This window comes from Xanthomonas sp. 3307 (genome assembly GCF_014199735.1).
GTDB classification, from domain to species: Bacteria; Pseudomonadota; Gammaproteobacteria; order Xanthomonadales; family Xanthomonadaceae; genus Xanthomonas_A; species Xanthomonas_A rydalmerensis.
In genome coordinates, this window is sequence record NZ_JACHOG010000002.1 from 42,597 (window position 1) to 66,918 (window position 24,322).

25 protein-coding genes are annotated in these 24,322 nt (G+C 69.3%); 19 read left to right on the forward strand and 6 right to left on the reverse strand.

What is annotated here, in order from left to right; all coding sequences use genetic code 11:
* Positions 1–74 precede the first annotated feature (74 nt).
* From GGR64_RS05080 to prmC, 3 genes are all read right to left on the reverse strand, one after another.
* Complete coding sequence (locus GGR64_RS05080; RefSeq protein ID WP_184644377.1) at positions 75–2,438, reverse strand: hypothetical protein; 2,364 nt, start codon at positions 2,436–2,438, stop codon at positions 75–77.
* On the reverse strand, positions 2,435–3,031 hold the full coding sequence (locus GGR64_RS05085; protein ID WP_237475313.1) for a hypothetical protein: 597 nt from the start codon (positions 3,029–3,031) through the stop codon (positions 2,435–2,437). Before GGR64_RS05085 ends, GGR64_RS05080 begins: the two co-directional genes overlap by 4 nt.
* 387 nt (positions 3,032–3,418) lie before the next feature.
* Positions 3,419–4,252 (reverse strand): peptide chain release factor N(5)-glutamine methyltransferase, encoded by an 834-nt coding sequence (gene prmC / locus GGR64_RS05090; protein WP_184644379.1) that lies wholly within the window; start codon positions 4,250–4,252, stop codon positions 3,419–3,421.
* A gap of 237 nt (positions 4,253–4,489) precedes the next feature.
* Here prmC and ahpC point away from each other — a divergent pair, with 237 nt between their 5' ends.
* The 8 genes from ahpC (at position 4,490) to GGR64_RS05130 (ending at position 12,590) form a co-directional block, all read left to right on the forward strand.
* The gene (ahpC, locus tag GGR64_RS05095) at positions 4,490–5,056 is read left to right on the forward strand and encodes an alkyl hydroperoxide reductase subunit C (RefSeq protein WP_043093067.1); all 567 of its coding nucleotides are present in this window, start codon (positions 4,490–4,492) and stop codon (positions 5,054–5,056) included.
* Between the two features lie 160 nt (positions 5,057–5,216).
* Entirely contained in the window at positions 5,217–6,809 is a 1,593-nt protein-coding gene (gene ahpF / locus GGR64_RS05100; protein ID WP_184644380.1) for an alkyl hydroperoxide reductase subunit F, read from the forward strand.
* 152 nt (positions 6,810–6,961) lie between these two features.
* Positions 6,962–7,915, forward strand: a complete 954-nt coding sequence (locus GGR64_RS05105) for a LysR substrate-binding domain-containing protein (RefSeq protein ID WP_184448307.1) — start codon at positions 6,962–6,964, stop codon at positions 7,913–7,915.
* A 113-nt stretch (positions 7,916–8,028) separates the two neighbouring features.
* The gene (gene rnk, locus GGR64_RS05110; RefSeq protein WP_167087300.1) at positions 8,029–8,460 is read left to right on the forward strand and encodes a nucleoside diphosphate kinase regulator; all 432 of its coding nucleotides are present in this window, start codon (positions 8,029–8,031) and stop codon (positions 8,458–8,460) included.
* A gap of 58 nt (positions 8,461–8,518) precedes the next feature.
* Positions 8,519–9,487, forward strand: a complete 969-nt coding sequence (gene tal / locus GGR64_RS05115) for a transaldolase (RefSeq protein WP_184644382.1) — start codon at positions 8,519–8,521, stop codon at positions 9,485–9,487.
* 269 nt (positions 9,488–9,756) lie between these two features.
* Entirely contained in the window at positions 9,757–10,326 is a 570-nt protein-coding gene (locus tag GGR64_RS05120; RefSeq protein WP_184448309.1) for a type 1 glutamine amidotransferase family protein, read from the forward strand.
* A 175-nt stretch (positions 10,327–10,501) separates the two neighbouring features.
* Positions 10,502–11,734 carry a hypothetical protein gene (locus GGR64_RS05125; protein WP_260302846.1) on the forward strand — a complete coding sequence of 411 codons (1,233 nt, stop codon included), beginning with the start codon at positions 10,502–10,504 and terminating at the stop codon, positions 11,732–11,734.
* Positions 11,735–11,849: 115 nt separating this feature from the next.
* Complete coding sequence (locus GGR64_RS05130) at positions 11,850–12,590, forward strand: hypothetical protein (RefSeq protein ID WP_160966916.1); 741 nt, start codon at positions 11,850–11,852, stop codon at positions 12,588–12,590.
* Here GGR64_RS05130 and msrA read toward each other — a convergent pair.
* Together msrA and GGR64_RS05140 are read right to left on the reverse strand one after the other, a co-directional pair.
* Positions 12,536–13,186, reverse strand: a complete 651-nt coding sequence (msrA, locus tag GGR64_RS05135; protein WP_184644384.1) for a peptide-methionine (S)-S-oxide reductase MsrA — start codon at positions 13,184–13,186, stop codon at positions 12,536–12,538. The two genes, GGR64_RS05130 and msrA, sit on opposite strands and share 55 nt — an antisense overlap.
* A 150-nt stretch (positions 13,187–13,336) precedes the next feature.
* Complete coding sequence (locus tag GGR64_RS05140) at positions 13,337–13,564, reverse strand: DUF2007 domain-containing protein (RefSeq protein ID WP_017915895.1); 228 nt, start codon at positions 13,562–13,564, stop codon at positions 13,337–13,339.
* Between the two features lie 250 nt (positions 13,565–13,814).
* On the opposite strand from GGR64_RS05140, the gene GGR64_RS05145 reads away from it, so the two are divergent.
* The 7 genes from GGR64_RS05145 (at position 13,815) to rlmM (ending at position 20,183) form a co-directional block, all read left to right on the forward strand.
* On the forward strand, positions 13,815–15,569 hold the full coding sequence (locus GGR64_RS05145; protein WP_184644386.1) for a glutamine--tRNA ligase/YqeY domain fusion protein: 1,755 nt from the start codon (positions 13,815–13,817) through the stop codon (positions 15,567–15,569).
* Between the two features lie 305 nt (positions 15,570–15,874).
* Positions 15,875–16,651, forward strand: a complete 777-nt coding sequence (locus tag GGR64_RS05150; protein ID WP_184644388.1) for an AraC family transcriptional regulator — start codon at positions 15,875–15,877, stop codon at positions 16,649–16,651.
* Positions 16,652–16,681: 30 nt separating this feature from the next.
* Positions 16,682–17,641: a DMT family transporter gene (locus tag GGR64_RS05155; RefSeq protein WP_184644390.1), complete on the forward strand. Its 960-nt coding sequence runs from the start codon at positions 16,682–16,684 to the stop codon at positions 17,639–17,641.
* A gap of 47 nt (positions 17,642–17,688) precedes the next feature.
* Positions 17,689–18,069 (forward strand): STN domain-containing protein, encoded by a 381-nt coding sequence (locus GGR64_RS05160; RefSeq protein ID WP_184644393.1) that lies wholly within the window; start codon positions 17,689–17,691, stop codon positions 18,067–18,069.
* 59 nt (positions 18,070–18,128) lie between these two features.
* Positions 18,129–18,536 (forward strand): hypothetical protein, encoded by a 408-nt coding sequence (locus tag GGR64_RS05165; RefSeq protein ID WP_184644395.1) that lies wholly within the window; start codon positions 18,129–18,131, stop codon positions 18,534–18,536.
* Positions 18,536–19,096, forward strand: coding sequence for a nucleoside deaminase (locus tag GGR64_RS05170; RefSeq protein WP_017914178.1), 561 nt, complete (start codon positions 18,536–18,538; stop codon positions 19,094–19,096). Before GGR64_RS05165 ends, GGR64_RS05170 begins: the two co-directional genes overlap by 1 nt.
* A 22-nt stretch (positions 19,097–19,118) precedes the next feature.
* Positions 19,119–20,183, forward strand: coding sequence for a 23S rRNA (cytidine(2498)-2'-O)-methyltransferase RlmM (gene rlmM / locus GGR64_RS05175; RefSeq protein WP_160970603.1), 1,065 nt, complete (start codon positions 19,119–19,121; stop codon positions 20,181–20,183).
* Between the two features lie 120 nt (positions 20,184–20,303).
* Here rlmM and GGR64_RS05180 read toward each other — a convergent pair whose 3' ends face one another.
* Positions 20,304–21,419: a Gfo/Idh/MocA family oxidoreductase gene (locus GGR64_RS05180; RefSeq protein WP_184644397.1), complete on the reverse strand. Its 1,116-nt coding sequence runs from the start codon at positions 21,417–21,419 to the stop codon at positions 20,304–20,306.
* 124 nt (positions 21,420–21,543) lie between these two features.
* On the opposite strand from GGR64_RS05180, the gene GGR64_RS05185 reads away from it, so the two are divergent.
* The 4 genes from GGR64_RS05185 (at position 21,544) to GGR64_RS05200 (ending at position 24,220) form a co-directional block, all read left to right on the forward strand.
* Positions 21,544–22,443 carry an SMP-30/gluconolactonase/LRE family protein gene (locus tag GGR64_RS05185; protein ID WP_184644399.1) on the forward strand — a complete coding sequence of 300 codons (900 nt, stop codon included), beginning with the start codon at positions 21,544–21,546 and terminating at the stop codon, positions 22,441–22,443.
* A gap of 81 nt (positions 22,444–22,524) precedes the next feature.
* Complete coding sequence (locus tag GGR64_RS05190) at positions 22,525–23,247, forward strand: hypothetical protein (protein WP_160970597.1); 723 nt, start codon at positions 22,525–22,527, stop codon at positions 23,245–23,247.
* Between the two features lie 47 nt (positions 23,248–23,294).
* The gene (locus GGR64_RS05195) at positions 23,295–23,690 is read left to right on the forward strand and encodes an EF-hand domain-containing protein (RefSeq protein WP_184644401.1); all 396 of its coding nucleotides are present in this window, start codon (positions 23,295–23,297) and stop codon (positions 23,688–23,690) included.
* A gap of 209 nt (positions 23,691–23,899) precedes the next feature.
* Entirely contained in the window at positions 23,900–24,220 is a 321-nt protein-coding gene (locus GGR64_RS05200) for a hypothetical protein (RefSeq protein ID WP_160970593.1), read from the forward strand.
* Positions 24,221–24,322 lie beyond the last annotated feature (102 nt).

Genomic DNA, 24,322 nt, shown 5'->3' on the forward strand with positions numbered 1-24,322 from the left:
ACGATGGGCGGCGCCGACCGGCAACGGCCGGCCGCGAACGGACCTGGCGCAGCGCCAATCGGCCGGGGTCGGGATTAACCGAGAGCCGGCGCGCCTCTGCCGCCAGGGGCGTCCTGCAGCCGCTGCTGCGCTTCCATGGCCAAGTGTTGCTCGCGCTGCTGGTTGAACGCCTGCGTCTGCTGCACCGTCTCGTGCATCGGGGCAGCCGCCTGCGCCACGTCCGTGGCGGCGCGAAACCCCGGCGTGGTACCGGACACCCACAGCTTGTCGCCGGCCACCTGCACCCGGTCGATCTTGTCCGCGCCGGCGATGCCGGCCTGCTTGGCGCCGAGCATCGCCTGCGCGACGTGCGCATCGTCGATGTGCGCCGGCACGTCCTTGCGGATGCGCGCGAACATGGCCTGATCGGACGCAGGCAGCGCGCCCAAGTTCTGCGCACGATCGGCCGTATGTCCTGTCGGAGGTGCCGAGTGGGCTCCTGAAGCAGGCGTCGTCGCCGCGCCATGCGGATGCGTCGCGGCAGGGGCCTGCGGGTGCGGCTGCGCGGGCGCGGGGGCCGGCGCGCTGCGCTGGAACCACTGCCCGGGATGGGTCAGCGTGTCGTAGGCCTGGCCCGCCGCGTGCTTGGCCGCATCGATGCCCTGCGTGGCGGTCTGTTTTGCGGTCTCGTACGCCTGCGTACCCACCCGCGCGGCGCTGTCGGCCGCTTGCTTCGCCGCATCATAGGCACTGGTGGCCGCACGTCCAGCTTGCTCCGCGCCTTCGGTCACGGCGTGTTTGGACGCGTCGTAGGTCCGCGTGACCGTGCGCTCGACATGCTCCACACCGCTTGCGACCACATGCTTCGCCGCGCCGTAGGTTTGAGTGGCCGCGCGCCCAACCTGCTGCGCGCCTTCAGTCACCACATGCTTCGCGGCGTCGTAGGTCTGGGTGGCGGCGCGACCAACCTGCTGCGCGCCTTCGGTCACCACGTGCTTGGTCGCGTCGTAGGTTTGCGTCACCGCACGTTCGGCGCGATCGATCCCATCGGAGACCGTTTGCTTGCCGAGTTGATAGGTCTGCGTGGCGGTTTGCGCCGCGACCCGCGCACCATCGTAGGCATCGACGATGTGATTGGCGACGTTGGCCACGCGCGCCTGTACACGAGGATCATGGATCTTCTCGATCACGGCTTCGGCCGCCGCGTGTGCGCCTCGCTCCACGGCGCCTTTGGCCGACTCGAGCCCACCGCTCACCCAACGTGCTGCCGCATCCGTACCCTGCCCGTGCAGACGGGCGGCTTCGCCCACCACATGTCCGGCAAATGGCGCCACGGGGATGAAGGGTCCGGTAAAGCGCCCACCCTCCCGCGCCACGATCGCTATGCGCTCGTCCAGCGCTTGCACGTAGCGACCGCCGGCGCGCACGGCATCGGCGCCGGATTGCAGGCCATGTTGCACGCCCCGCACGACACCGTTGCCTTCGATCCCGTCTCGAATGGGCTGCTCGGCATGCAAGGTCAGGTATTCGTTCACTTGCCGCTGGACCCCGGGGGGCAGCAGGCGCTGGCCATCGCCTGCCTGCATCTGCCGCAGCGCCAGCGACAGTTCCCCGCGGTGATGCGTGACATCGCTTTGGAACTGCGCAATGGCCGCTTCATGCGCCGCAGAGCGCTGCACCGCCTCTGCGAAGCGGGTGGGTTCCAGCATGTTGCCCGGACTCTGGCTGCCGAAGTGTTGTTGGCCGCCGTGATCGCCCAGGCGCATCGCGATCAGCACGTTCGGGGGCGGCGCGCCGGCCGGCGCGTCCAGGTAACGGCCAGCACGCAGGCTCTGGATGTCGTCCTGGCTGGCCAGCGATACCACCTTGCCGACGTGCGGGCTGGCCGCGCTCACCACATCGCCGGCCATGCGGTAGTTGGTGAGTTGGCAGCCGGGCTGCGGCGCACCGCCGGTGAGCTGTGCCGCGCCGTAGGCGTTGAAGGTGGCGCCGCGCAGCCCGTATCTGGCCGCCTCGATTTCCGCCAGCGCACCGCCGAGGGAATGGCCGGCGACCGAGACCTGGTCCCTGGGGATGCCACGGTCGGCCGCCTTGGCGAGCATCTCCGCGGTGAACGCATCGGCGGCGGCTTTTTGCGGATTGACGTTGTCGCGCACCATCTTGGCGTCGACAGCGATGTCCTGCAGCGTGGTCAGCGCATGGTCCCGTCTTTCCGCGCTGGTCGCTCCGGAAAACAGCGCCGGATCGGTGCCGCGATAGGCGATGACGATGTCATGCGGCGCCGCCACGTTTTGATAGGCGGTTGCATGAAAGCCGGTAATCGGGTCGCTCGCATATCCGAAGACGGTGTAGTCCTTGCCGTCCAGGGCAACGGCCTTGGACGTTTCGACATCGCGCTGCGAGCGGTTGACATAGGCGTCGTTGGCAGCATCGGCGCGCACCTGATCGATGTGGCTCATGGGATGACATCCTTGACGACGACGGTGACGGGAAAGTACGCATCGGGATGCTGGGCGACGTCGGGATCTTCAGCGGTCAGGGTTTGCGCACCATGGCGCGCGGCGGCGGGGTCGCCGTACACGCTCTTCTTGAAATAGCTCGTCTGCAGGCCATCGCGCAGGAGAGTATTCAACGTGTGGCTCCAGTTGAACCTGACGCCCTTGGCGACCGCCGTGATGGCGACACTGGTCACGTCCCAGTGGCAGACGCCAAGTTTGTAGTAGTCCTCGTCCTGCAAGGCATCGCGATAGAAATACCCTTTCCACGTGTGCTCGTCCATGCGGGTCATTTCAATATCAACGCCAATGTTCGGCACGTCCTGCTCGCCGAGGAATGAGTCCATCGGCAAGCATTTCTTGTTGACCACGTCATATCCGATGTAACCCTCGATCGAATCCCACGGCCCGGGAGCCTGCGACGTGGCGATGACCTCGTAGCGCTTGACCGGGTGTGGATTCTTCGCGGGGTTTTTCGGACTGCCGTGCGTCATGGAACATCCTGCCGTCAGGGTGATGGAAAGGGTGAATGCAGCCAGAGCCATTCGGGTTTTCATGCGGGCACTCTACGCCGCGGCCGACGGGCGCGCCAACGCGATGGCGATATGGCGCTCCAGCCTGCCTACCCCTCCCCGGCTCCGCTCGTAGCGGTCATGCACCGCGACAGCCCCAACCGTCTTGCAGGCAATATTCAACGTGCAGCACGGTACCGCGGCGCGTCGATTGCGCGCGAAGGCAGGCCGGCAGGCGTGGCCTGGGAAAGGTTCAGGCGGCACGGACATTCCTCGCGCCGGTCTGCGACGGCGCTGCCGACAGGCCCCGCTATTGATGCGAGGCGTGGTTGCCGAATCGGCGGATCACGTTTTGTCTACGAATAACGTCGCGCCACCGCCCGAACCGAGCGCGCTCAAGCACGTCGCGGCGTTCCATCCACCGCTGCCGGCTTACGCCGCCAGGCGCTGCCCCAGCGTGACCCGATCCCGCGCTTCCAGGTCCTGGTAGGTCGCCACTTCGGCGAAGCCGGCCGCCTCGAGCAGCGCGCGGACCGCCGGGCCCTGGTCCCAGCCGTGTTCCAGCAACAGCCAGCCGCCGGGCAGCAGATGCGCCGGCGCATCGGCGACGATCCGGCGCAGGTCGTCCAGGCCATCGGGGCCGGAGGCCAGCGCGCTGGCCGGTTCGTAGCGCAGGTCGCCCTGCTGCAGGTGCGGGTCGTCGGCAGCGATGTATGGCGGGTTGCTGGCGATCAGATCGAAGCGCTGGCCGGCCAGCGGTTCCAGCCAGGCGCCGTGGGCGAAGGTGACATTGTCCAGGCCGTGCGCGTGCGCATTGGCCTGCGCCACCGCCAGGGCGGCCGCACTGAGGTCGGTGGCCAGCACCTGCGCCTGCGGCCGCTCGCTGGCCAGGGCCAGGGCGATCGCGCCGCTGCCGGTGCCGAGGTCGGCCACGCGGCGGCCCGGTGCCAGGTCCAGCCGCTCCAGCGCCAATTCCACTAGCCGCTCGGTGTCCGCGCGTGGGATGAGCGTGGCCGGTCCGACCGCCAGGTCCAGGGTCCAGAACCCGCGCCGGCCGGTCAGGTAGGCCACCGGCTCGCCCTGTACACGCCGGTCCAGCAGCGCCTGGAACCGGCCCGCCGCCTCGTCCGCCAGCGGCTCGCGGGCGTGCGCGAACAGCCATGCACGGTCGCGCTGCAGGGCGTGCAGCAGCAGGGCTTCGGCATCGCCGCGCTCGACCTGGGTGCAGGCCGCGCGCAGCAGGGACTCGGGGGTAGGCGCATTCATCGCTGTCACGATGACGCAGCGAGCGCGGAAAAGCCAACGTGGTAGAACGGACCGACGCCCATGCGCCAAGGGTGGCTGGCGCCATCGTGCGGCAGTGCAGCAAAGAGCCAGGCTTGAGAATCGATAGAAGAAACCTATCTATTCAATTCCATCAATCGATTTGAGGGATCTATTGGTGCCCCCTATCATGAGGCTCGTTCCATCCCCCGACCCCTATTGCAACCACGAGGAAACTCCATGTCGTCTTTGATCAACACCCAGGTCCAGCCGTTCAAGGCCAACGCCTACCGCAACGGCGAATTCATCGAAGTCACCGACGCGGACCTGAAGGGCAAGTGGTCGGTGCTGATCTTCATGCCGGCCGCCTTCACCTTCAACTGCCCGACCGAAGTGGAAGACGCCGCCGAGCATTACGCCGAGTTCCAGAAGATCGGCGCCGAGGTCTACATCGTCACCACCGACACCCATTTCTCGCACAAGGTGTGGCACGAAACCTCCCCGGCGGTGGGCAAGGCCCAGTTCCCGCTGGTCGGCGATCCGACCCACCAGCTGACCCGCGCCTTCGGCGTGCACATCGAGGAAGAAGGCCTGGCCCTGCGCGGCACCTTCGTGATCAACCCGGAAGGCGTGATCAAGACCCTCGAGATCCACGACAACGCGATCGCCCGCGACGTCACCGAGACCCTGCGCAAGCTCAAGGCCGCGCAGTTCGTCGCCGCGCACCCGGGCGAGGTGTGCCCGGCCAAGTGGAAGGAAGGCGAGAAGACCCTGAAGCCGTCGCTGGATCTGGTCGGCAAGATCTAAGCCGCCCTCGCTCCCATCTCCGCCTAGCGCGGGGGTGGGGGTGAACCGCAGCCGGCATCGCCCGCCGGCGCCGGCTGCGGTTCATCCCTCCTCCCAATACGCGGCGCGCTGCTCCGGCAGCTCGCCTCCCCCTCGTTTTGCCCAACGTCAGGAGTCCGCCATGTTGGATGCCGATCTGAAAACCCAGTTGAAGGCCTACCTGGAGCGGGTCGTCCGGCCCATCCACATCACCGCGTCGGTGGACGATGGCGCCAAGTCGCGCGAGATGCTCGACCTGCTCGAGGACCTGGTGCTGCTGTCGGACAAGATCACCCTGGACGTGCACCGCGACAGCGGCGAGCGCGCGCCCTCGTTCGCGCTGAACAGCCCCGGCCACGACATCCACCTGCGCTTCGCCGGCCTGCCGATGGGCCACGAGTTCACCTCGCTGGTGCTGGCGCTGCTGCAGGTCGGCGGTCACCCGTCCAAGGCCACCGCCGAACTGATCGAGCAGGTGCGCAACCTGCCCGGCGAGTACCGCTTCGAAACCTATTTCTCGCTGTCCTGCCAGAACTGCCCGGACGTGGTGCAGGCGCTGAACCTGGCCGCGGTGCTGAACCCGAACATCCAGCACGTGGCGATCGACGGCGCGCTGTTCCAGGACGAGGTCGAGGCGCGGCAGATCATGTCGGTGCCCACCGTGTACCTCAACGGCGAAGTGTTCGACCAGGGCCGCATGACCCTGGAGCAGATCGTGGCCCGGCTCGACACCGGTGCGGCCAAGCGCGATGCGGCGGCGATCGCGGCCAAGGCGCCGTTCGACGTGCTGGTGGTCGGCGGCGGCCCGGCCGGCGCGGCGGCGGCGATCTACGCCGCGCGCAAGGGCATCCGCACCGGCGTGGCGGCCGAGCGCTTCGGCGGCCAGGTGCTGGACACCATGGCGATCGAGAACTTCATCTCCGTGCAGGAAACCGAAGGCCCGAAGATGGCCGCGGCACTGGAGCAGCACGTGCGCCAGTACGACGTGGACATCATGAACCTGCAGCGCGCCGAACAGCTGGTGCCGGCCGGTGCCGACGGCCTGGTTGAGGTCAAGCTGGCCAACGGCGCCTCGCTGAAGAGCCGCACGGTGATCCTGTCCACCGGCGCACGCTGGCGGCAGATGAACGTGCCCGGTGAAGACCAGTACCGCAACAAGGGCGTGGCCTACTGCCCGCACTGCGACGGCCCGCTGTTCAAGGGCAAGCGCGTGGCGGTGATCGGCGGCGGCAACTCCGGCGTGGAAGCGGCGATCGACCTGGCCGGCATCGTCAGCCACGTCACCCTGGTGGAGTTCGACAGCAAGTTGCGCGCCGACGACGTCCTGCAGCGCAAGCTGCGCAGCCTGGGCAACGTCGACATCCTGGTCAACGCGCAGAGCACCGAGGTGCTGGGCGACGGGCAGAAGGTCACCGGCTTGGTGTACAAGGACCGCGTCGGCGGCGACGTGCATCGCCTGAGCCTGGAAGGCATCTTCGTGCAGATCGGGCTGTTGCCGAACACCGAATGGCTGCAGGGCACGGTGGCGCTGTCGCCGCGCGGCGAGATCGTGGTCGACGACCGCGGCCAGACCTCGCTGCCGGGCGTATTCGCCGCCGGCGACGCGACCACGGTGCCGTACAAGCAGATCATCATCGCCATGGGCGAAGGCTCCAAGGCGGCGCTGAGCGCGTTCGACCACCTGATTCGCCACAGCGCACCGGTCGCCAGCGGCAGCGTCGCCGAAGCGGCCTGATCCGCACCCGTCCCGCGCCGCATTGCCGGCGCGGGGCCAGGGCGTGCCACCTCCACGGCGCACGCCCCATCTGTCTCGCCGTCACGTGCACCACACGCTCTATGCTGTGACCCTGCGTCACCTCCCGCCGCTGCGTCTCAAGGACTCCGCCGATGAACCTGCGTGATCTGAAATACCTGGTGGCGCTGGCCGATCACAAGCATTTCGGGCGCGCCGCCGCGGCGTGCTTCGTCAGCCAGCCGACGCTGTCCACGCAGATCAAGAAACTCGAGGACGAACTGGGCGTGCCGCTGGTCGAACGCGCCCCGCGCAAGGTCATGCTGACCCCGGCCGGACGCGAAGCCGCCAGCCGCGCGCGCGGCATCGTCGCCGAGATCGAGCAGATGAAGGAGGCGGCGCGGCGCAGCCAGGATCCGGAAGCCGGCACCGTGCGCCTGGGCATCTTTCCCACGCTTGGCCCGTACCTGCTGCCGCACGTGATCCCGCGCATCCGCGAGCGCTTCCCGCAGCTGGAACTGCTGCTGATCGAAGAGAAGAGCGACGTGCTGCTGGCCCGCCTGCGCGAAGGCCGGCTGGACGCGGCGCTGCTGGCGCTGCCGCTGCACGACGAGCAATTGCACGCCGAATTCCTGTTCGAGGAACCGTTCGTGCTGGCGGTGCCCGAGCAGCATCCGCTGGCGCGGCGGCCGACCCCGCTGACCATGGACGAACTGCACGCGCAACGCCTGCTGCTGCTCGAGGACGGGCACTGCCTGCGCGACCAGGCGCTGGACGTGTGCCATCTGTCCGGCGCACTGGAGAAGGCCGAGTTCCAGGCCACCAGCCTGGAGACGCTGCGGCAGATGGTCGCCGCCAACGTCGGCGTGACCCTGTTGCCGTTGCTGGCGGTGCAACCGCCGGTGGCCAATCCGCCGAATCTGCGCCTGCTGCCGTTCGCGCCCGACGGCGGCCCAAGCCGGCGCATCGCCATGCTGTGGCGGCGCAGTTCGGCGATGGGCGCGTTCCTGCAGCAACTGGCGCACCTGTTCGGCGCGCTGCCCGAAGACCTGTTCACCCTGCCGGCGCAGGCCCCGCTGCCGAGCCAGACGCCGCGCCAGGTGGCCTGAGCAGGGCCGGCCTGGCCGCGGCGTCGCATCGGCGCCGGCTTGCTTGCACAATGGGAACGGGGGCGGCGCGGTGCCGCCCCCGTTCGTTGTGCCAACCAAACCGGAGCCTGTCCATGACCTCGCAACACCACAGCGGCCTGCCGCCCTCGTTGATCGTCTCCAGCCGCGACCTCGCGCGCCTGGAAGCCCTGCTCGACTCCCCTGCCTTGCACCAGCACCCGGCCGCGCTCGCGCTGGGCGCAGAACTCGACCGCGCCACCGTCGTGGCACCGGACCAACTTCCTCCCGGCATCGTCGCCATGCATTCCCGCGTGGAATGCGAAGACGAACTGCACGGCGAACGCCACCACCTGACCCTGGTCTATCCGCACGAAGCCGATGCCGCGCATGCGCGCATCTCGGTGCTGGCCCCGGTCGGCAGCGCCCTGCTCGGCCTGGCCGTAGGCCAGTCCATCGACTGGCAGGCGCCCGGCGGACGCCCGCTGCGCCTGCGCGTGACCGCGGTGCAGCGCGCCGACGACGACAACGCGCGCGCAGCGCGTTAACGTGCGCGGCCCTATCCTTGTTTCCACGCGTTTTCCCACTCGTTCCCGAGAGATACCGATGACCTCTTCCGCCCCCTCCAAGCTCGCCCAGTTGCGCGAGTTGTCCGTGGTCGTGGCCGATACCGGCGATTACGACGCGATCAAGCGGCTCAAGCCGGTGGACTGCACCACCAACCCGACCCTGGTGAAGAAGGCGCTGGACCTGCCGGTCTACGCCGACCTGATCGACGAGGCGCTGGCCTGGGCGCGCGGCCAGGATGGCGACCACGCCGCCCTGGTCGACGAAATCGCCGATCGCCTGACCATCGGCGTCGGCGCCAAGCTCAGCGCGCTGGTGCCGGGCCGCGTCTCCACCGAAGTGGACGCCGACCTGGCCCACGACACCGCCGCCACCATCGCCAAGGCGCACAAGTTCATCGCCATGTACGCCGAACATGGCATTGCCAAGGACCGCATCCTGATCAAGGTCGCCGCGACCTGGGAAGGCATCGAGGCCGCGCGGCAGCTGCAGAAGGACGGCATCGACTGCAACCTGACCCTGATCTTCAACCGCACCCAGGCGCTGGCCTGCGCCGAGGCCGGGGTGTTCCTGATCTCGCCGTTCGTCGGCCGCATCCTCGACTGGTATGTGGCCAAGGGCCAGACCCCGGCAACCATCGACGACGACCCGGGCGTGCAGTTCGTGCGCGGGGTCTACGACGAGTTCAAGCGCCGCGGCTCGGCGACCGTGGTGATGGGCGCCTCGTTCCGCTCCACCGCGCAGATCGAGGCACTGGCCGGCTGCGACCGCCTCACCATCTCGCCGGACCTGCTGGAGAAGCTCGACGCCGATCATGGCCCGCTGCCGCGCAAGCTCTCGCCCGGCCAGGCCGATGGCGCCAAGGTGGAACCGATCGACGCCAAGCGCTTCGCCGCCGACCTGGCCGCCGATCCGATGGCCACCGAGAAGCTGGCCGGCGGCATCGACACCTTCGCCAAGGACCTGCAGACCCTGCGCGACACGATCCGGCACAAGCTGGTCGGCTGAGCGGCGCAGCCCCAAGTGCGGCGATGCCGCGCTTGGGTGCGGGAATGGGGAATCGGTAAAGCGGTCCCTGGCTCGCTGCCGCCGCCCTCTCGATCGGATGCCGCCGGTGCAGGCGGTCGCACCGCGCGAGTACCAATGCGCACTGCACACGGAACCCTGAAAACAGGCGCAGGCGCAATGCGCCTTACCCACGATGCTTTCGACACCGCGTTGGCGCGGCCGCAACTTTCGCCGGGCTATGCTGCGCGCCCGAATGCAGAGGCAAGGCAATGGCAACGATCGCGGTAGTGATGGTGGACGGCGTGGCGGACTGGGAAATCGGCATCATCCTGCCGGCGGCACGGGCCTGGTTCGGCGACGAGATCCAGATCGCCAGCATCGACGGCAAGCCGGTCGGCTCGATCGGCGGACTGGACCTCCACCCTACCTATGCGCTGTCGGACCTGGCGCCGCTGGACGCCGACCTGTGGCTGCTGCCCGGCAGCGACCGCTGGCAGGCCGGCGAGATCCCGGGCCTGAGCGGGTTGTTGCAACAACGCCTGGAGGCTGGCCGCGGCGTGGCGGCGATCTGTGGCGCGACCCTGGCGCTGGCCTACGCCGGCCTGCTCGACACCCGCCCGCACACCAGCAATTCCGAAGCCTTCCTGCGCGAGCACGCCGGCGTCTATGCCGGCAGCGCGCACTACCAGGACCGCCGCGTGGTCAGCGCCGGTGGCCTGATCACCGCCCCGGGCACCAGCCCGGTCAGTTTCGCCGAGGAATGCCTGCGCCTGCTGCATCCCGAGCGCGAGGAGCAGATCGCGCAGATGCGGCAGATGTTCGCCGCCGAGTTCGTGTAGCGCGACCAGTGCCACCTGTCATGCAGACGGCGGCCGTGCCGCATGACTACACTTGTCGCCACACCCTGCAGTACGCCATCGGCGGCTGAGCGCGACGTCGCGGTCGCGCCATGGCGCGGCGCCTGTCCCAGGTGCGCCGGCAGGGTGCTTCCACGACTTCGACAGGAGAGGCTGCATGCGCGGATGGATGGCGCGTTGTTTGTTTTCGCTGGCGCTTGCCGGTGCCACCGCCAGTGCCACCGGCATGTCCGCCACGCCGACGCCGACCCGGGTTGCGATCCTGGGCGTGGAGCACGCCGCACAACTGGTCTCCGAACGCGACCAGCCGGGGGTGCTCGCGGCATTCCTGGAGCAACTCGCGCCGGACGCGGTGTGTATCGAACGCCCGCCGGAGCAGGCGGCACGCGGCGATTACTACGAGTACACCTACGAGGTGCAGGGCGTGATCCTGCCCTACGCCGCGACGCACGCGGTGGCCGTGTGCCCGATCGACTGGATGCCGCCGGTGGAGGACGCCAGACTCGGCTTCGGCATGGATCTGGACACCCCGCTGGAACTCCGCCGTGAGCAGGGTTTCCAGGGCTTCCTGGCGTTCCCCGACAAGGCCGCCCTGCAACGCGACTTCTTCGCGGCGGATGCGGCCGAGAACCTGGCCGCGGTGCAGAAGTGGGCGCAGACCCCGGCGCCGCGCGCCGACCAGGACCTGCCACGGCGCCTGTACCTGTACCGCACCTTCCTGCAGGCCCAGCGCATCCGCGCCGCGGCGCTGGCGCATCCAGGCAAGACCGTGCTGGTGGTGGTCGGCTACTTCCACAAGCCGGACCTCGAAGCGATCCTCGCGCACGATCCGGCGATCGCGCTGGTACAGCCGTCGACGCTGGGTCGGCCCACGGCGGACGCGGTCGAGCGCGCCACCACCGCGACGCAGCGCGCGGCGATCCTGGCCTTCAACCTGCTCGGCGCCCAGGCCGACACCGGCAACGTCGACTGGGCCTGGATGACGCACGTTCTGGATACATACGCGACCGAGGCGCCGGCCGCCGAAACGGCGCTGTTGCGGACCCGCCTGGCCCTGCTGCGCGGCCAGATCGCACCGGCCGAGGCGCGGCGCCGCTACGCGCGGCTCGCCGAGGAAGCGCCGGCGGAGCTGGCGTTCGGCTGGACCGGCGTGCAGGACCGCACGCGCGTGGATTCGTTCTTCGACCCCTTCGGCGACCTGACGGTTCGCCAGCGCGCGACGCTGGAACTGGCACGGACCGACTACGCGCTCGGCCGCAATCGCCACGGCGAGGCGGCGATCGCACGACTCAAGGCCGACCTGTCGCCGCGCAAGGCCCTGCAGCTTTCCGGCTACGCGGCACGGCTGCTGCCCGCCACCGGCAAGGGCACCGCGGGCATCACCAAATAAGCAGATGATGGCGGGCGGCCGGACGCACGCCGGCGCCGCGCCCATCGAGGATCGGTCTCGCTCTTTGAGAGAGGGCTGTGGCTTGATGCAGCCGAATTCAGTTCGGAGACGCAGCATGTCACTCGCCGAGTTCGCAGGTCGCTACAGCAACATCGCCGGCGTCATCGCCGCCGCCGGCGCGCTTCCCATGTTCTTCCTCAAATGGAGGACGGGCTTTCTCGGTCTCTCCGTGAAACGCACGCAACGCCTTTATGCGCTTTCGCTGGGCGGCGCTTGGCGGCATGCGGATGCGGCCGCCTTGCAGATCGCGGTCGGCAATGCCATTGGCGGCAATCTCGACGGCGACGACATCAGAATCGCGTTGGAGCGCAGCAATGCAGTCCGGGTGCTGACTTACTGCAAGATGGCCAAGGGCATGATTGGCGTGTCGAACGACAAGTCGCGCTTCGTGCCCAAAGGAAATTGGAAATCAGCCGGAAGCTATCGAAAAGCAGCCATCGCGCTGTACGTGGCCGCATTCGCCCCCTGGTTGCTTGCACCTGCCGCCTTCAATCTCTTTGAGCCATCCAAACAAATTGCCGGTGGGATCGCGCTGGCGATGTTGCTATTGACCCCCGTTCTGGCATGGCTCTCCGCGTGTGCGGAAGCTGCTTACCGGCTCACAAGCGACTTCGATCAGAAGTACCCCAGGCTTCAGCCGCTCCCGGCCAGCAAAGGACGGACACGGGCAGCCCGCACGAAGCGTACAGGCGCGCCGCAGCCGAGCGCCGGTCGGCCGCGGCGCAGCCTCCGCGTTGAGGCTCAGGCTTCCAGCCCGATCGGACAGCTCACCCCGGTACCGCCGAGGCCGCAGTAGCCGCCTGGATTCTTCGCCAGGTACTGCTGGTGCTCGTCCTCGGCGTAGTAGAACGGCGGCGCCGGGAAGCGGATCTCGGTGGTGATGGCGCCGTAGCCGGCGGCGTCCAGGCGCTGCTGGTAGGCGTCGCGGCTGGCCAGCGCGGCGTCGTACTGGGCCTGGGTGGTGCAGTAGATCGCCGAGCGGTACTGGGTGCCGGTGTCGTTGCCCTGGCGCATGCCCTGGGTGGGGTCGTGGTTCTCCCAGAAGGTCTGCAGCAACTGCTCGAAACGCACGGCCTGCGGATCGAACGCCACCAGCACCGCCTCGGTGTGGCCGGTCTGGCCGGAGCAGACTTCGCGATAAGTGGCATTGGGCGTCTGCCCGCCGGCGTAGCCCACCGCGGTGCTGAACACGCCCGGCAGCGACCAGAACTTGCGTTCGGCGCCCCAGAAACAGCCCAGACCGAACTGCACCTGCTCCAGCCCGGCGAAGGCATCGCGCAACGGATGGCCATTGACGAAGTGACGGTTGTGCAGCGGCAGCGGCTGCGCGCGTCCCGGCAGGCTCTCGCCCGGACGCGGCAGACGCTGCTTGAAGGCACCGATTCCCAACATGGCACGGACTCCTGGCAGCGACGGCGATGCCTTGTGGATGGCGCTGCCCGATGGCCGTTTCAAGGCCGGGATTGGGGAATCGGGATTGGGGATTGGCAAAAGCGGGATGCTGCCTTTGCGAATCCCCAATCCCCAATCCCGGCACCCAACCTACATCGCCCGCGTCACCTGCCCGCCCAGGCCTAAGGCCATCAGCACTTCCTGGGCCTTTTCCAGCAGTTCGTCGGCCACGCAGACCTGGACCACGCCGAACGGCAGTTCGCCCGCGCCGCCGAGCAGGGCCTCGCCGAACACGAAGGCGGTGATGCCGGCGTCCTCCAGTGCGTGCTTGGCCAGATGCGCATCGATCAGGTGCTGGGCACGGTAGGCGATCTGCATGATCGGCTCCTCAGCCGTGTGTGGCGACCGCACGCGCGGCGCGGCGCACGCCCGAGGACGGGCGCTTGGCGCGGATGACGAGGCTGAGCAAAGGCATGGCGCGTTCTCGCAGTGGAAGATCGGCAGAGTACGCCGTGGGCACAGGTCGCAACCAGCCGCCGGAAGCCCTTTTGCGTCAACAAACGTCAACATACGGTCAACTTTTGTTGACGCGAGTAGACTGTTGCGCACCCAATTTGTTGACGCGCGCATGTCCGACACCCCCGCCACCGACGCCTCCGCCCCGGCCGAGAAGAAAGACTTCATCCGCCAGATCGTCCGCGAGGACCTGGCCAGCGGCAAGCACACGGCCATCCGCACCCGCTTCCCGCCCGAGCCCAACGGCTACCTGCACATCGGCCACGCCAAGGCGATCTGCCTGGACTTCGGCATCGCCGCCGAGTTCGCCGGGCGCTGCAACCTGCGCTTCGACGACACCAATCCGGCCAAGGAAGACCCCGAATTCGTCGCCGCGATCCAGGACGACGTGCGCTGGCTGGGCTTCGACTGGGCCGAGTTGCGCCACGCCTCGGACTATTTCGAGGTGTATTACCTGGCCGCCGAGAAGCTGATCCGCGACGGCCACGCTTTCGTCTGCGACCTCTCCGCCGAGCAGGTGCGCGAGTACCGCGGCACGCTCACCGAGCCCGGCCGCGACTCGCCGTACCGCACCCGCAGCGTCGAGGAGAACCTGGACCTGTTCCGGCGCATGCGCGCCGGCGAGTTCCCGGACGGTGCGCGCACCCTGCGCGCCAAGATCGACATGAGCAGCGGCAACATCAACCTGCGCGATCCGGCGCTGTACCGCATCAAGCACGTCGAGCACCAGAACACCGGCAACGCCTGGCCGATCTACCCGATGTACGACTTCGCGCATTCGCTGGGCGATGCGGTGGAAGGCATCACCCACTCGCTGTGCACGCTGGAGTTCGAGGACCACCGCCCGCTGTACGACTGGTGCGTGGACAAGGTCGACCTGGCCGGCCACCCGGAGCTGCTGCAGCCGCTGCTGGACAAGGGCCTGCCGCGCGAGGCGGGCAAGCCGCGGCAGATCGAGTTTTCGCGACTCAACATCAACTACACGGTGATGAGCAAGCGCAAGCTGACCCAACTGGTGACCGAAGGCCTGGTCGACGGCTGGGACGATCCGCGCATGTACACCCTGCAGGGCCTGCGCCGCCGCGGCTACACGCCGGCCGCGCTGCGCCTGCTGGTCGACCGCGTCGGCATCAGCAAGCAGAACTCGGTGATCGATTTCTCGGTGCTGGAAGGCTGCCTGCGCGAAGACCTGGACGCGCATGCCGCGCGGCGCATGGCGGTGATCGAGCCGCTGAAGCTGGTGTTGAGCAATCTCCCGGAAGGCCACAGCGAGACGTTGACCTTCTCCAACCATCCCAAGGACGACAGCTTCGGCACGCGCGAGGTGCCGTTCTCGCGCGAGCTGTGGATCGAGCACGAGGATTTCGCCGAAGTCCCGCCCAAGGGCTGGAAGCGGCTGGTGCCGGGCGGCGAAGTGCGCCTGCGCGGCGCCGGCATCGCCCGCGTCGACGAGGTGATCAAGAACGACGCCGGCGAGATCGTGGAACTGCGCGGCTGGCTCGACCCGGAATCGCGTCCGGGCATGGAAGGCGCCAACCGCAAGGTCAAGGGCACCATCCACTGGGTCAGCGCCGCCCACGCGGTGGAGGCGGAGATCCGCCTGTACGACCGCCTGTTCTCGGTGGAGAAGCCCGACGACGAGTCCGACGGCAAGACCTACCGCGACCACCTCAACCCCGACTCCAAGCGCAGCGTGCGTGGCTACGTCGAACCCGCCGCCGCGCAGGCCGCGCCGGAGCAGGCGTTCCAGTTCGAGCGCACCGGCTATTTCGTCGCCGACCGCTACGACCACCGCGCCGACGCGCCGGTGTTCAACCGCAGCGTGACCCTGCGCGATACCTGGAGTGCCGGCCAGGGCGGCACCTGAGGCGTTGCTGCGCGTGTGGTCCTCACGGCCGCACGCGTCAGCGCACGCCATCGCCTGCAATGAGTCAGCGCCGGCCACGACCGGCGCACGGTGTACGCCGCCATATCGCCCAGGCGCACCGCAACCGACCCGCTCGACGCGTCCGTAGGAGCGGCTTCAGCCTCGACAAGGCGTTACCGCGAATGCCTGGTCGCGGCTGAAGCCGCTCCTACAACGGCGGTGCCCGCATCGGGATCTTGCAAAAACCCCCAATCCCCAATCTCAGCCCTTCCCCTCACAACTACCCGCGCGCTAGCGTAACGGGCATGTCCCCCGCCGCCTCCCTCAGCCTGCGCAGCTACGGCCGCGACGGCGCCGCTCATCAGCATGGCCACGTGCAGCTGGTGCTGCCGCTGCACGGCACGCTGGAACTGGAAGTGGACGGCCGCGGCGGCTATCTGGACCGCTTCCGCGCGGCGGTGGTCGCGCCGCAGACCCGGCATGCGCAGTCCGCGCTGGACGCAAACCGCTTCCTGATCGTCGATTGCGCCACCGATGCGTTCGGCGACGATGCGCTGGAACGCCTGCGGCGACAGCCCTTTCTCGACCTGCCCCCGCCCTTGCAGGCCCTGCTCGCCGCGCAGGCGCCGTATCCCGACCTCGACCTCACCCATGCTCGCGCCGGCGCAGCCGTGCTGGCCTGGCTGCAGGCGGACACCGCACCCCGTGGCTGGCAGCGGCTGCAGGCGCTGTGCCGACGCGTCGAGGCCGCGCCCGGCCAGGACTGGCCGGTGCGGCGCATGGCGCAGCTGGCGCACCTGAGCCCGAGCCGCCTGCACGCGCTGTTTCGCACTGCGCTGGGGCGTACGCCGCAGGACTGGGTGGCGGCACGCCGGCTGGACTGGGTGCGCCAGCAACTGGCGCACGGCACTCGGCCGATCGCCACAATCGCCCAGGACAGCGGCTACGCCGACCAGAGCGCGCTGACCCGCGCATTGAAGCGCAGCACCGGGCAGACGCCGGCCGCCTACCGCCGCCGCCATCGTCCAGCACTAGGACAGGAGTCTGGGACAAGCCGGCGCCCGCCGCTGGCGGCATGCTGAGCCGATACCGCAGCAACGGAACCGGAACGCATGCGCGAACGTCTATGGGCAGGGGTCGGCAGCGGCATGGCCGCGGGCGCGCTGTGGGGACTGGTGTTCCTGGTGCCGCAACTGCTGAGCGCCTTCTCGCCGCTGCAACTGGCGGTCTCGCGCTACCTGGCCTATGGCGCCATCGCCGCCCTGGTGCTGCTGCCGCGCTGGCGCGCCGCGACCGCGCCGCTGGGTGCCGCCGAATGGTGGGCGCTGCTGCGCCTGAGCCTGCTCGGCAACATCGTCTACTACGTGCTGCTGGGCAGCGCGGTGCAGTGGGCCGGCGGCGCCGCCACCGCGCTGATCATCGGCCTGTTGCCGGCGGCGGTCACCGTGATCGGCTCGCGCGCGGCCGGCGCAGTGCGGTTGCGCCGGCTCGCCGCGCCCTGCGCGCTGTGCGTGCTCGGGGTGGCGCTGGTCGCGGTACAGACCCTGGCCGTCGCGCGGCCGCATATTCCGGCCAGCCTCGGCCTGCGCGCGGCCGGGCTGGCGTGCGCGGTCGGCGCGCTGGCGTGCTGGACCGCCTATTCGATCAAGAACGCGCGCTGGCTGCGGCGGCGCCCGGACCTGTCCGGCCGCGACTGGTCGCTGCTGACCGGCGTGGTCACCGGCGCGCTGGCCCTGGCACTGGCGCTGCCGGCCTTCGCCCTGGCCGACACGACACATGCCGGCCCCGACTGGATGCGCTTCTGGGGCCTGGCCCTGGTGCTGGCGCTGTTCGCCTCGGTGATCGGCAACGCCTGCTGGAACCACGCCAGCCGGCTGCTGCCGCTGACCCTGGTCGGGCAGATGATCGTGTTCGAGACGGTCTTCGCGCTGCTGTACGGCTTCCTGTGGGAGCAGCGCTGGCCGAACCCGCTGGAACTGCTGGCGATCGCCTGCCTGCTCGGCGGCGTGCTGTGGTGCACCCTGGTGCATGCGCGGCCGCAATCCCCTGCGCACGAAGCCAAGCCCGGTTAAGCCACGCTGCCTAGACTGGCGCAGGTCCTCCCCACGGGAATCGCGCCATGCACACCGTCCTGCGCCGTAGCTGCCCCGCCCTCGCCCTGACCATCGCACTCGCCGGCTGCGCCTCCTCCACCGCCTCGTCCGGCGCGGCCCCGGATTCAGCCGCCACCGCCAGCGCACCGGCAACGACCGGCAAGTGCGACGCGGTCCCCGACCACGCCTACGACCTGCCGGCCGGGCGCTTCGATGAGGTAGCGCAGCAACTGGCCCACGCCACCGGCTGCATGGTCGTCTACCGCGACCCCAGCCTCGCGTCGCTGCCGGTCAACGCGGTGAAGGGACAAGTCAGCATCCGCCAGGCGCTGCACCAGGCACTGGACGGCACCGCGTTGCGGATCGCACAGGACAGCGCAGACGCGATGACCGTCGTGCGCCGCTGACCCGGCGGCGGCGCGGTGGGTTGCTACCATGGCCGCACTCCACCGCACGGAAGGTCGCCATGCCCCGCCATTTCGCGTCGTTGCTGTGTTCCCTGTGCCTGATCGCCGGCATGTTGCTGTCCAGCGCCTGCGCGCGCAGCGAAACCGCCAAACCGTCGGAACCTGCGCCGGCACCCACGGCGTCCGCGCCAGGCCTGCCGATCAAGGTCGACAGCAGTTGCCGCACCGATGCCGACTGCACCGTCAAGAACGTCGGCAACTGCTGCGGCGCGATGCCGGCGTGCGTCAACCGCGACAGCCCCACCGATCCACAGGGGGTGATGGCGCAGTGCCAGGCCAGCGGGCGCATGAGCGTGTGCGGCTCGCGCGCCATCGCCGGCTGCTCCTGCGTGTCCGGGCAATGCAGCGCGCGCCCCGCCCAAGCCGATACACTGCGCGCCCCCCCGCCTGCCGAACCCGTCCGCTGATGCTCTACGCGCAAGTCCACCTCACCCTGCCCGCCTGGATCCACGAAGCGGTCGATCCGCAGGCCGTCTACGCCAGCGACGCCGACAAGGTGGCGCTGGCGGTGGAATTGTCGCGACTGAACGTGGACGCCGGCAGCGGCGGTCCGTTCGGTGCGGCGGTGTTCGGCCCGGACCACCGCATCATCGCCGTCGGCGTGAACCGGGTGGTGCCGCAGACCACCTCGCTCGCGCATGCCGAGAACATGGCCTACATGCTGGCCCAGCAGCGTCTGCAGACCCCGCGCTTGAACGCTGTGCTGTCGCCGGTGACCCTGGCCACCTCCTCGCAGCCGTGCTGCCAGTGCTACGGCGCGACCATCTGGGCCGGCATCGACCGCCTGCTGATCGGCGCCAGCGCCGAGGACGTGATGGCGCTGACCCCGTTCGACGAAGGCCCGCTGCCGGCCGACTGGGTCGGCGAACTGCAGCGCCGCGGCATCGAGGTGGTGCGCGGCCTGCACCGCGACGCCGCCTGCGCGGTGCTGCGCCGCTACGGCGAACTCGACAGCCCACGCTACTGACGCCGCCGGCGAAGGCTTGCCCATGTCCCCCGAGAACGGCCCGCTGGTCCATGGCCTGTTGTGCTACTGCCGGCCCGGCTTCGAACCCGAACTGGCGGGCGAGCTCAACGCCCGCGCGGGCGAGGCCGGGCTGGCCGCCTACGCGCGCACCGAGCGCAACAGCGGCTATGCGTTGCTGCTCGCCGACACCGCGGTGCCGGCGCAGGCGCTGCCCTGGCGCGGGCTGATCTTCGCCCGGCAGAAGCTGCACCTGCTGGCCGAACTGCGCGACCTGCCGGCCAGCGACCGCATCGCACCGATCCTGCAGGCGCTGGCCGGGCAGCCGCGCTTCGGCGACCTGTGGGTCGAACATCCGGACTCGGACGCCGGCAAGCCGCTGTCGGGCCTGGCGCGCAGCTTCGGCAACGCGCTGCGACCCGCCCTGCGCAAGGCCGGCCTGCTCAGCGACAAGCCGCAGCCGCGGCTGCCGCGCCTGCACGTCTGCTTCGTGACCGGCACCCACGCCCTGCTCGCGGTGGCCGACAGCGAGGACAGCGCGCCGTGGCCGCTGGGCATTCCGCGCCTGAAGCTGTTGCCGGAGGCGCCCTCGCGCTCGGCACTGAAACTGGAGGAAGCGCTGCTGGCACTGCTGACCCCGCAGGAGCGCGAGACGCTGCTGCGCCCGGGCATGCGCGCCGCCGACCTCGGCGCCGCCCCCGGCGGCTGGACCTGGGTGCTGACCCGCCAGCACCTGCACGTGACCAGCGTGGACAACGGTCCGCTGCGCCAGCACGTGCTCGACAGCGGCCTGGTCGACCACCTGCGCGCCGACGGCTTCCACTGGAAACCGCCGCAACCATTGGACTGGATGGTCTGCGACATGGTCGAGCAACCGCGCCGCGTCGCCGAGCGCATGGCCACCTGGTTCCGCGAGGGCTGGTGCCGGCACGCGATCTTCAATCTGAAGTTGCCGATGAAGAAGCGCTGGGACGAGACCCGGCTGTGCCTGGACCTGTTCGCCGAACGCGCCGAGCGCCCGCTGCAGCTGCGCGCCAAGCAGCTCTACCACGACCGCGAAGAGATCACGGTGCTGGCGATACCGGGCTGAGCGGCGGCGCGTTCACATCCGGCGTTTCGTAGGCGCGGCTTTAGCCGCGATGGGCTTTCCCGATAACGCCCATCGCGGCTAAAGCCGCTCCTACCAAGAGCGCATTGGCTCCGCTCGCCGCTACAGCACGATCCGCGCCCCATCCGCACGCGCCGAACGCTGGATCGCCTCGACGATGCGGATGTCGCGCAGGCCTTCTTCGCCGGGCACGCGCAGCGGCGTGCCGTGCAGGATCGCCAGCGCGTCCTCGTCCATCTGCAGCGCCTGCTGGTGCCGCACCCGCGCGTCGAACAGGCGGCCATCGCTGGCCCGGCCGCGCACGCCGTCGTAGGCCTGGAACGGCGCCAGTTCGTACCAGCCGTTCGCGCACTCGGCGCGCAGCAGGTTCATGGTGCGGCCGAAGCTGGCCGCGCAGGTGGCGGTCACCTCGTGCGGGAATTCCAGGGTGAAATGCATGTGCTCGTCGACCTCGTCGAACAACGCCGGCCGCTGCGTGGAACGCCGCGCGCTGACCGCCAGCGGCTCGGCGCCGGTCGTGTAGCGCGCCGCGTTGAGCGGATACACGCCCATGTCGTACATCGCCCCACCGCCATACTCCGCACGCAGCCGCCATGGCCGCTGCGCCGGGTCGGTGTCGCCATAGCCGGCGTAGCCCGCCTCCGCGCGCACGCTGCGCATCGCCCCGAACGGGCGTTCGCCGGCCAGGGCGATGAGGCGTCGGGTATTGGGCTCGTGCTGCATGCGGTAGCCGATGCTCAGCCGCACCTTGTTGCGCGCGCAGGCCTCGATCATCGCCTGCGCCTGCTCGGCATGCAGCGCCATCGGCTTCTCGCACCACACGTGCTTGCCGGCGGCGGCGGCGCGGATGCTCAGCGGCGCGTGCAGGTGCGGCGGCGTGACCACGTAGACCACGTCGATGTCCGGGTTGTCGGCGATGCGCGCCAGGTCGTCGTAGCTGTAGACGTTGCGATCCGGGATGCGATAGCGCGCCTGCCACTGCGGGATCTTCTGCGGCGAGCCGGTGACGATGCCGGCCAGGCGACAATGCCTGGTCAGAGTGAGACCCGGCGCCAGACGGCTGCTGGCGTACTCGCCCAGCCCGACCAGGGCCACGCCCAGCGGCTTGCGCCGCCGCGATGGCGTCGCCGCCCACCCCATCGGTCCCAGCATGCCGGCACCGGCCGCGGACAGGCCGGCAAGCAACAGACGGCGGCGATTCGGCGAGGAAGGTGACATGCGCGACTCCAACCGGACAGTCTTCGCACCCTACCCGCATGCGCCGCATCGGCACTGTGAGCCCCATCGCGCGATGCGCCATGGCCTCTGGCACACTGCCGCCTCCGCTTTTCCGGAGACGCCGATGCGCTGCCGCCCACTGCTCGCCGCCCTCGCCCTGCTGCTGGCTGCCCCGGCCGGCGCGCAGGAGCCCCTGTTCCAGGCCCGCGACCTGGTCGGCGACGGCGTGTTCACCGACAAGATCGAAGGTCCTGCCACCGGCCCCGATGGTGCGCTGTACGTGGTCAACTTCGCCCACGACGGCAGCATCGGCCGGGTCCAGCGCGATGCCGAGGGCCGCGCGCAGGCCACCCTGTTCGTGGATCTGCCTGACGGCAGCATCGGCAACGGCATCCGCTTCGACCGCCGCGGGCGCATGTATGTAGCCGACTACGGCCGGCACCGCATCCTGCGCATCGCCCTGCGCAGCAAGCGCATCGAGGTCTACGCCGCGCTGCCGGGCGCGTTCCAGCCCAACGACATCGCAATGGCGCCGGACGGCACCCTGTACGCCAGCGACCCGGACTGGAAGCACAATGGCGGCCAGCTGTGGCGCATCGACCGCGACCGCAGCGCGCATCTGATCGAGACCGGCATGGGCACCACCAACGGCATCGAGGTCAGCCCCGACGGCAAGCGCCTGTACGTCAACGAGAGCGTGCAGCGGCGGATCTGGGTCTACGACCGTGCCGCCGACGGTGCCGTGTCCAACAAGCGGCTGTTCGCCAGCTTCGCCGACGCCGGCCTGGACGGCATGCGCTGCGACGTCGACGGCAACCTGTACGTGGCCCGCTACGACGCCGGCAAGGTGATCGTGCTGGCGCCGGACGGCACGCTGCTGCACGAGGTCGCGACCAAGGGCCGCAAGCCCACCAACCTGGCCTTCGGCGGCGCCGACGGACGCGATGTCGACGTGACCCTGCAGGACCGCGGCGCGATCGAGACCTTCCGCAGCGACCGCCCCGGACGCGAGTACGGACGCTGATGGGATGCGTATCGCAGCGGCGTCTCAGCCCGCGCAATGGCCACCTGGCATCCTGGCTGCACTGACTGGAGGGCCGCGCACATGCAGCCGATCGAACTGAACAACCCGGCCGGCTTCGCCGACGAATTCCTGCGCCTGACCCTGCTGCAGGGCTTCCAGTCGCTGACCAAGCGCGACCTGGAGCTGCTGATCTTCGTGTTGCTGGAACGCGACGGCGCGATCTCGCGCAGCGATTCCAACAACGCGGTGGCGATGCGCCTGCGGGTGACACCGGCCAAGGTCAAGGGCCTGCGCCGCGACGGCTATGCGCGTTGGCGCGCGCTGGTGCCGGAAGAGGGCGAGGCGGCGCTTGAGCGCATCGTCGCCACGGTGCTCACCGAGGACAACCTGCGCGCTGGGGCCAAGCACGTCAGCGAGCGCAGCAAGAAGGACGGCTTCCTGGCGATCCGCATCGAACACCCCGACGACCAGCAGCGCTTCGAACAGGCCATCGTCGACGTCGGCGCCATGCCCGTGTACGAGCGCAACCGCGACGTGATGGCGGTGCGCTTCGACACGCTGCTGAAGATCGCCGAGCGCTGGGGCTACCTGCAGCCGGACCCGGAGAAGATCACCCAGGAGTTGCAGAAGCTCGCGCCGGCCGCCGAAGAGGTCGCCGACCTGTTGAAGAAGGACGTGAGCAAGCTACGCTGGGAGGATGTGCGCCGCGCGCTCAACAGCCTCGGCGCCAAGGCCGTCGCCAGCACCGCCGAGGGCGGGCTGAAGGGCCTGTTGAAGCTCGCGTTCCCGTTCATCCCCGGCTGAGCGCCGGGGCCGCCATTCCATCGCCGTCCCGGAGTTTCGTCGTGTCCATGTCCTGCCGTTCCCTCGCCCTGCTCTGCTGTCTGTGCGCCTGCGCCGCACCAGCCGCGGCGCAGAACCTCACCGCCACCTCCAGCGCCACCACCGAGCCGCTGCGCGATGCGCCGGTCAACGTGCGCGCGCAGCCGCTCAGCAACGGCGTGGTGACCCACCAGGTGCAGTTGCCAACGACGCCCGGCGAAGCGCAGGTCACCGTGCGCAGCATCCAGCCCGACCGCGTCGCCGGCAGCTACCGCATCGACTTCGAGGCGCTGGACGCCGACCACGACGGCTACATCAGCCGCAGCGAAGCGCAGGCCAACCCGTCGCTGGCCGACGAGTTCGATGCCTTGGACACCACCCACAGCGGCCGCCTCAGCCGCGCGCAACTGGCCGGCTGGCTGTAGCGGTAAACGGCATGCGTCCGGCGCCACCATGGCGGGCGCCGGCGCACCGCCGGTCGCCTTGCGGGCGCATTGGAAACGCTTGCTAAACAGCGTTGGAAACGCTTGCTAAACAGCGCCGGCGCGCGCGCGCGAATGCCCGATTTTTTTAGTGTCGATTAATTCGGCCAGGCCTATGGTCTTGACTCCTTCCCAGCAACAGGAGTCGTGCCATGAACCGCATCGTTCCTCGTCTCGTCCCGTTCGCGTTTGCGCTGCTTGCCGCGCCGGCGCTGGCCATGGCGCAGTCGGCGCCGGACGAAGTGACCCTGCACCAGAACGGCCAGATCATCAATGTCACCTCGGTCGAACCAAACTCGATCGTCGGCGACTACCACATCGACTTCGCCAAGCTCGACCGCAACCATGACGGCTACATCAGCCGCGCCGAGGCCAAGGCCGATCCCACGCTGTACGCCGAGTTCGACGCCGTCGACGTGCATCACCACGGCCGCCTGAGCAAGGCCGACCTGCAAGGCTGGATGTCGACGTGACGCGACCCACGCGTCGCACGACCCGCATCCTTTCCACCACACGCGCCGCCTGCGGCCTTCCCGCCGCATGCGGCGCGACTGTTTTCTGAAGCGGCAACGCCG

What these genes read in the sequence shown, in the direction of transcription:
- GGR64_RS05080 (WP_184644377.1), bottom strand. Translation starts at nt 2,438, where the DNA reads ATGAGCCACATCGATCAGGTGCGCGCCGATGCTGCCAACGACGCCTAT.
- GGR64_RS05085 (WP_237475313.1), bottom strand. Translation starts at nt 3,031, where the DNA reads ATGAAAACCCGAATGGCTCTGGCTGCATTCACCCTTTCCATCACCCTG.
- prmC (WP_184644379.1), bottom strand. Translation starts at nt 4,252, where the DNA reads ATGAATGCGCCTACCCCCGAGTCCCTGCTGCGCGCGGCCTGCACCCAG.
- ahpC (WP_043093067.1), top strand. Translation starts at nt 4,490, where the DNA reads ATGTCGTCTTTGATCAACACCCAGGTCCAGCCGTTCAAGGCCAACGCC.
- ahpF (WP_184644380.1), top strand. Translation starts at nt 5,217, where the DNA reads ATGTTGGATGCCGATCTGAAAACCCAGTTGAAGGCCTACCTGGAGCGG.
- GGR64_RS05105 (WP_184448307.1), top strand. Translation starts at nt 6,962, where the DNA reads ATGAACCTGCGTGATCTGAAATACCTGGTGGCGCTGGCCGATCACAAG.
- rnk (WP_167087300.1), top strand. Translation starts at nt 8,029, where the DNA reads ATGACCTCGCAACACCACAGCGGCCTGCCGCCCTCGTTGATCGTCTCC.
- tal (WP_184644382.1), top strand. Translation starts at nt 8,519, where the DNA reads ATGACCTCTTCCGCCCCCTCCAAGCTCGCCCAGTTGCGCGAGTTGTCC.
- GGR64_RS05120 (WP_184448309.1), top strand. Translation starts at nt 9,757, where the DNA reads ATGGCAACGATCGCGGTAGTGATGGTGGACGGCGTGGCGGACTGGGAA.
- GGR64_RS05125 (WP_260302846.1), top strand. Translation starts at nt 10,502, where the DNA reads ATGCGCGGATGGATGGCGCGTTGTTTGTTTTCGCTGGCGCTTGCCGGT.
- GGR64_RS05130 (WP_160966916.1), top strand. Translation starts at nt 11,850, where the DNA reads ATGTCACTCGCCGAGTTCGCAGGTCGCTACAGCAACATCGCCGGCGTC.
- msrA (WP_184644384.1), bottom strand. Translation starts at nt 13,186, where the DNA reads ATGTTGGGAATCGGTGCCTTCAAGCAGCGTCTGCCGCGTCCGGGCGAG.
- GGR64_RS05140 (WP_017915895.1), bottom strand. Translation starts at nt 13,564, where the DNA reads ATGCAGATCGCCTACCGTGCCCAGCACCTGATCGATGCGCATCTGGCC.
- GGR64_RS05145 (WP_184644386.1), top strand. Translation starts at nt 13,815, where the DNA reads ATGTCCGACACCCCCGCCACCGACGCCTCCGCCCCGGCCGAGAAGAAA.
- GGR64_RS05150 (WP_184644388.1), top strand. Translation starts at nt 15,875, where the DNA reads ATGTCCCCCGCCGCCTCCCTCAGCCTGCGCAGCTACGGCCGCGACGGC.
- GGR64_RS05155 (WP_184644390.1), top strand. Translation starts at nt 16,682, where the DNA reads ATGCGCGAACGTCTATGGGCAGGGGTCGGCAGCGGCATGGCCGCGGGC.
- GGR64_RS05160 (WP_184644393.1), top strand. Translation starts at nt 17,689, where the DNA reads ATGCACACCGTCCTGCGCCGTAGCTGCCCCGCCCTCGCCCTGACCATC.
- GGR64_RS05165 (WP_184644395.1), top strand. Translation starts at nt 18,129, where the DNA reads ATGCCCCGCCATTTCGCGTCGTTGCTGTGTTCCCTGTGCCTGATCGCC.
- GGR64_RS05170 (WP_017914178.1), top strand. Translation starts at nt 18,536, where the DNA reads ATGCTCTACGCGCAAGTCCACCTCACCCTGCCCGCCTGGATCCACGAA.
- rlmM (WP_160970603.1), top strand. Translation starts at nt 19,119, where the DNA reads ATGTCCCCCGAGAACGGCCCGCTGGTCCATGGCCTGTTGTGCTACTGC.
- GGR64_RS05180 (WP_184644397.1), bottom strand. Translation starts at nt 21,419, where the DNA reads ATGTCACCTTCCTCGCCGAATCGCCGCCGTCTGTTGCTTGCCGGCCTG.
- GGR64_RS05185 (WP_184644399.1), top strand. Translation starts at nt 21,544, where the DNA reads ATGCGCTGCCGCCCACTGCTCGCCGCCCTCGCCCTGCTGCTGGCTGCC.
- GGR64_RS05190 (WP_160970597.1), top strand. Translation starts at nt 22,525, where the DNA reads ATGCAGCCGATCGAACTGAACAACCCGGCCGGCTTCGCCGACGAATTC.
- GGR64_RS05195 (WP_184644401.1), top strand. Translation starts at nt 23,295, where the DNA reads ATGTCCTGCCGTTCCCTCGCCCTGCTCTGCTGTCTGTGCGCCTGCGCC.
- GGR64_RS05200 (WP_160970593.1), top strand. Translation starts at nt 23,900, where the DNA reads ATGAACCGCATCGTTCCTCGTCTCGTCCCGTTCGCGTTTGCGCTGCTT.